The sequence below is a fragment of the Propionibacterium cyclohexanicum genome (assembly GCF_900111365.1).
Lineage (GTDB): Bacteria > Actinomycetota > Actinomycetes > Propionibacteriales > Propionibacteriaceae > Propionibacterium > Propionibacterium cyclohexanicum.
In genome coordinates this window covers 1-3709 of sequence record NZ_FOGZ01000050.1, presented here as the reverse complement: position 1 = coordinate 3709, position 3709 = coordinate 1, and the positions used below count along the sequence as shown (strand labels likewise).

Genomic DNA, 3709 nt, shown 5'->3' with positions numbered 1-3709 from the left:
CCCTGGGCTTCCGCAACCTCACCAACTACATCGCCAGAAGCCTGCTCGAGACAGGCGGATTCAGACCCCAACTACACCCTCGATTGGGATGAGCCGCATATCTCCTCCGTCATGCACAAGACCGGATCCCAGTCCCGAACCCAGGTGCTCCTGTGGGCAGCCAGGCGAGGGGCTGGCCCCAATGACTAGGTGGTGCAACCTGGAAACCAGGAGAGCCAATCACAGAACCTGATAACGTTCACCGAGAGGAATGAGCTTCGTTCGAATTGGACCTGGTCAACGAGCTTGGGCCCCTCACGGCAATCACTCGTGAGGCAATCGCGGAGTGCTTCATTGAGCGTATTGAAATCCCCAGCGGGTGGCTGGCAAAGTACTGGCCCCACCATGACAAGGGTAGAAAGAATTACCCCCACCGCGCAACCGGGTAACAATTCTTTCACAATAGTCACCACCTCTTGAGAGCAGGCCGCGATCCCCCGGTCGAGAACCCATTTCCAATGGCGTGGAAGTGTCACGAATGCAACACATCGCGTCGGGAGAACGACCATATTCCAAGGCCAACCGCGACAAGGGTGACTGCCGCACAGACCAGGCACATGAATGCGCTGCTCTGGCCACGCGGATCGAATGCCCTATTGCGGGCTACCATCGCATAGTCCCCGATGAGCCACGAGCTGCCGGTCAGCGCCGACATCGCGAGATAGCCCACCACGAGCACCAGGGCGAGCATCGGCCGAACCGCGAAGGCCAGTACCATCTGCACTGTGCTCAGCGCCAGTGATGCGACGAGCGGCACCGCGAGCGCACCATAGACCTGGGATGTGGTGAGGTGCGATACGTCGAATCCATTGAGGATCGCTTCCACCTGGGTATCCGGCGATATCCGAAACCCATGCGCGACGACTCCGTAAATCGACCAGATCAGAGCTCCGGTGACGTAGAACCCGAGAACACTCACCACCAGCCAGCACCATTTCGCAAACCACCAGCCAGCCCGGCTACCTACCCTGAGCAAGGCGTGCGTGGCATAGCCGCCGAACCCGAATGTGGGATAGGAGGCAACGATGATGGCCAACAACAACTGCGGCAACAGCCAGCCAAGCGGCAGTGTCAGGCCATCGCCCTGCGCAGGAATGGGGGTGCCACGCAGGGTGTTGAGTGCATAGTCCACCCATACTGGGCTCCGACTACCGGGCTCGCGCGAAGCCGCTCGCCTCGCCTGATCAGCCAACAATGCAAACAGTCCGGCCGCCGCAAGATACTTCGCTAGACTCGCCTGCGCGCTCACCCGTAGATCGAGAACAAATGCCGCAGCAATCCGCCCCGTGCTCCGGCGGCTTTCAGATCTCTGGGGCACACCGAATCTCACAATGCCTCATCACGGCGTGCTCTCATCGCAAGAAATCCCACGGCCAGCCCCGTGACGATGAGCCATTCGATGGCGAGCGCTCCGAAACTGATGCCGATGGCAACCTGATGCGGATTCACCAGGTCCATCGGAGAATACTTCGCCGCCCAGCCCTCCGGCGTCGACGCGAATCCGAATGCCACGATCCACAGCACGATAAGTGGTGCGGTCACCACCACAATGCGATTGTGCACGACATAGCCGGCTAGCATCGCCAGCATCGCTATCGTGCCACCCCAAAGAAAATTCACCGCAATGTAGGACAGGACGTAGATCAATGGATGGGCGAAGAAGAGGGCACTCCACATGCCGGTCTCGGGTATGCCGTAGTTCGTCACTTCAGGCCTGATGGCCGGTAGGAAACTGGCGGTCGCGACGAGGTCGATCGCCAGCGGGAAGACCACCGCAACGCCACCCGCGGCGAACACGGCGGCGGCCTTGGCGAGGTAGAACTGCGTCCGTGACACCCGGGAGACAACGTTGATGTCATAGCCACGGCGACGATCGTCGAACAACGACGTCCCATAGGGCAAGCACGCGAGCAGCGGCATCAGGAACAGGAAGAGCAGGCTGGCTGCACCGCTCATGTCGTAGCCCAGCCAGTTCTGGTACAGGGATGGCGGTGAGTAGGTGGGCTTGGGGCCGAATCGGGCGAGGGTGTCGGCACCTTCCTGCGAAAGCGGAACGATCTTGGTCATATGCAGTGCTACGATTGCCGCGCCGCCGGCCAAGGCCACCATCATCGGTCGGCCAGCGAAAGCCCGACCGAGCTCAATGGACAGCAAGCGGCCCGATGCTGTGAGTTTTCTCATTTTTCTACCCTCGGGAGATGCAGTTGATATCTGTCGGGGTACCAGACCATCACAAGCGAGAAATCTCGTTGCCCCACCCAAGGCCAGCTCTCGGCCGTGAATTGCGAAGCCAATAGGTTGAATGGCAGCACGAGGTGCCTCTCGGCGCCCACCGGAATCCCATTCTTCATGCCGTCCTTGTTCAAAGAACTCACATCCTTGACCGAAACCCCGTTGTACCACTGGCCGGACTGCAGGTTGAAGGCAAATATCGTTTGGATGGCACCGGCATCCAGATCCTGAGTGGTGTCATTGCGAAGAACAAGATCGACAAGAATCATCTTCATGTCATCAGTGGAGTACCCCAAGTTCTTGGCATTCTTCGGCAGAGCATCCCCAGTGAGAAGCTGCGCGCCCGTCACTGTCAGCGTCATACCATGGATTTCCAGGGGCTCCCCCGGCTGAACTGCGTGATTGTTGATTTGTGGCCATCTGCTGTTCACGGTGGCCATCCTCCATGCCGCCGCCATGCCGACAACGATGACAATGCTGATCACCAGGATGACTCGGAACGAGGGTCTCTTGAGCACTATTCTGCCCTTCTGCGGGGTTCGGAGATCGCCTCATCGCGGTCACGATGCGTTACCAGCCGGCCGCCGGACATTTCAAAGATTTCATCGGCAAGAAAGTCCATTTCGGCTCGGTCGTGGGAGGCGAGCAGTACGAGCGCACCACTGTCGCGATGCCGGATGAGCAAGTCTCGCAACTGCTGCACGCCATCCACGTCCAGCCCATTCGTCGGCTCGTCCACAACGACTAGCCGGGGCCACTCCACGAGTGCGGCGGCAATGCCAAGGCGCTGCTTCATGCCGAGGGAGAACTTGCGAAAGGTCCGTCTGTCATGAGGATCGAGCCCGACATCGAGGAGTGTCTGGCGGATATCGGACTCGCTGGCTGTACCTCTGATCGCGGCGAGCAGACGGAGATTTCCGGTCGCAGTGTACTGGCTCAGGAAGGCCGGGGACTCGATGAGCGCGCCAGTGGTCTGTGGAACAGCAAGATTCTTCCCCAATTGCCTGCCATCGACCTGGATCTGTCCACCGCTAAGACGAATGAGCCCGCAGATGGCACGCATGAGCATCGTTTTTCCAGAACCATTCGGGCCCCGGAGCCCATAGATCTTGCCGCCCGTCAGCTCCATCGTCACGTCATCGAGCACGACTGCTCCCTTGATGACCTTACGGGCGTGGCTCACGTGGACCACCATTGAAGGACATTGGGCTGTTTTCACGAAGTCTCCCCCTTGACGGCTCGCAATCGATTTCCAGTGGCCGGTCATGACACTACAGCACGCCAGGATTTCCCTGCGCTGCCTGGAACCGAACCGAAAGAAGACAATAAGGATGGCCATTGGCGGCTCATCCCAATCGAGGGTGTAGTTGGGGTCTGAATCCGCCTGTCTCGAGCAGGCTTCTGGCGATGTAGTTGGTGAGGTTGCGGAAGCCCAGGG

4 protein-coding genes are annotated in these 3709 nt (G+C 59.4%); all 4 read right to left on the bottom strand.

Going from position 1 to position 3709, the window contains the following annotated elements; genetic code table 11:
- Positions 1-511: 511 nt before the first annotated feature.
- The 4 genes from BMX93_RS12560 to BMX93_RS12545 all read right to left on the bottom strand — a co-directional run bounded on the left by BMX93_RS12560 (position 512) and on the right by BMX93_RS12545 (position 3610).
- Positions 512-1288: a hypothetical protein gene (locus BMX93_RS12560; RefSeq protein WP_143052926.1), complete on the bottom strand. Its 777-nt coding sequence runs from the start codon at positions 1286-1288 to the stop codon at positions 512-514.
- 77 nt (positions 1289-1365) lie between these two features.
- A complete protein-coding gene (locus tag BMX93_RS12555) occupies positions 1366-2220 on the bottom strand; it encodes a hypothetical protein (protein WP_143052925.1) in 855 nt (284 codons plus the stop codon).
- Entirely contained in the window at positions 2217-2756 is a 540-nt protein-coding gene (locus BMX93_RS12550) for a hypothetical protein (RefSeq protein WP_143052924.1), read from the bottom strand. Before BMX93_RS12550 ends, BMX93_RS12555 begins: the two co-directional genes overlap by 4 nt.
- A 32-nt stretch (positions 2757-2788) precedes the next feature.
- The gene (locus BMX93_RS12545) at positions 2789-3610 is read right to left on the bottom strand and encodes an ATP-binding cassette domain-containing protein (protein WP_218139349.1); all 822 of its coding nucleotides are present in this window, start codon (positions 3608-3610) and stop codon (positions 2789-2791) included.
- Positions 3611-3709: the final 99 nt, after the last annotated feature.

What these genes read in the sequence shown, in the direction of transcription:
- BMX93_RS12555 (WP_143052925.1), bottom strand. Translation starts at nt 2,220, where the DNA reads ATGAGAAAACTCACAGCATCGGGCCGCTTGCTGTCCATTGAGCTCGGT.
- BMX93_RS12545 (WP_218139349.1), bottom strand. Translation starts at nt 3,610, where the DNA reads ATGGCCATCCTTATTGTCTTCTTTCGGTTCGGTTCCAGGCAGCGCAGG.